Below are 1,790 nucleotides of genomic sequence, written 5' to 3' on the forward strand. Positions count from 1 at the left end.
GCGCGAGCCCGGTCGCCGCGAACTCGGGAGCCGCCCCCGCGCCCTCCGAAAGGCCGGCGTTGACGCCGTCCACGTACGCACGCACCCACGCCGCCGTGTCCGCGTCCAGGTTCGCGAAGCAGCGCCGGGCCGTGTCGGCCAGCCGTGCCTGACGGGCGAACCGGTCCCAGACGACGGCCTCCGCGCCCAGGAAGGCGGCCGTCGTGCCCTGCACCCGGTGCCGCTCGACCTCGATCTGCCAGCCCCGGTCCACGGCGGCGTTCCGTCCCTGAGCGAAGGCCAGTTCCAGGGCGCTGGAGGCACGCAGATGCGGGATGCCCCAGGCATCCCGGTAGACCTCGGTCGTCACGCTGTCCCCACTCTCCTGCTTGATCGGCCTTTAGGTTAGGCTGGCCTAACCTTACTGGGCGCTGGGGGGAGGAGGCAGCGGTGGGGCATCGCTGGGAGTGCCCGCGATCAACTCCGTGCGGACCGACGACGCGCAAGGAGCTCGCCCTCCCCGAGGAGCGGGTGAGTGCACTGGGTTACTGGCGTCCGGACCCCGTCAAATCCCGCTAAGTGCGCATCAATTTCGTTAACACCCAGGCAACTTGGTTGAAGCAGCACCGATATACGAACGAGCCACCCTGAACTGCGTACGGCCGTGCGGGTGCCGTAGACCGGCCGGAACGCGCCATGTCGCTCCGGCCGGTCGCATCCCGTCGCGTTCCTGTCGCGTTCCTGTCGCGTTCCCGCCGCATCCCGGTCGACGCCCGTCGCCTCCCGGTCGCCTCCCGGTCGGCCCAAGGCGCGTATGACCGGTCCCAAGAGGTGATCGGTCCCTTGTTCCCGTGAGGGGAGCGATGGAGTATCCCTTGTGTGGCTTTCACACGGGGAGCAAGGATCACCGGCGCGGCGCTGTGCGCCGTCCTCGCGGCACTGGCCGCGGCCTGGATCGTCCGCGACCTCCGTGCGGCGGAAGAGCCGCTCGACCTCTGGTGGTTCTGGGCCGGTGACGGCCGCACCGCGGTCCCGGCGCGGCGGCTCACGACCACCCTCCAGGATCCGGTGCTGCTCGTCGGATACGTCGTCGTGGGCGTCGCGGCCCTGCGATCCCGGGTGGCGGCCGCCGCGCTCGTCGCCGCCGGAGTCGTCACGCTCGCCGTACGGCTGCCGGGGCTCTGGCTGCTCAGTGCGGTCTGGATGGACCTGAGGGCCACCGACGAGCTCCGCAGCCGTGCGCTCGTCTCCGTCTTCGTGGCCCTCGGTATCGCCGTCGGGCTGCTCATCACGGCCGCGGCGGGGCGCCGGCCCGCCGAGTCGCCGTACGGCGTGGCCCCGATCCGCCCCTCCCACGGCGTCTCGGTCACCGCGTTCCTGCTCCTCGCCACGGTCGCGGGGATCCGCGCGGCCTGGGAGGTGTACTGGACCTCGGAGATCCCCGCGAGTTCCTACGCCGACCGCTTCACCGGCAGCGCGAACCTCATGCTGCCGCTGCTGGGCCCGCCGCCGGGCTGGCTCAACGCGGCGGTCGTGCTGATCTGTCTGGCCGCGGCGGGCGGCGCGCTCTTCCACGCCGTCTACTCGCGGCCGCTGGGACTGGCCGCCGCGGGGCTCCTCATCGCGAGCGGCGCCACGGGCCTCGCCCTCGCGATCCGTTTCGAGCTGATCGGCGGCTTCGGCGATCTGCCCGTCCGTGACCAACTCGCCGTCGGCAGCTGGACTTTCGAGCTGGTGGCGGGTGTGGCGGTGCTGCTGGTCCTGGCGCGCAGGGGCGTGAGCGATGCGGCCGGCGGGCCGCTGCCACAGGG

2 protein-coding genes are annotated in these 1,790 nt (G+C 72.2%); one reads left to right on the forward strand and one right to left on the reverse strand.

Annotated elements, in window-relative coordinates; translation table 11 throughout:
- On the reverse strand, nt 1-349 hold a 349-nt coding region (locus ACWGI8_RS43920; RefSeq protein ID WP_453669176.1), incomplete at its 3' end, for a penicillin acylase family protein.
- Between the two features lie 509 nt (nt 350-858).
- Here ACWGI8_RS43920 and ACWGI8_RS43925 point away from each other — a divergent pair.
- Nucleotides 859-1,790 (forward strand): hypothetical protein (locus ACWGI8_RS43925; RefSeq protein WP_453669178.1); only part of this gene is annotated, 932 nt, incomplete at its 3' end.

The organism is Streptomyces sp. NPDC054841 (assembly GCF_053611045.1).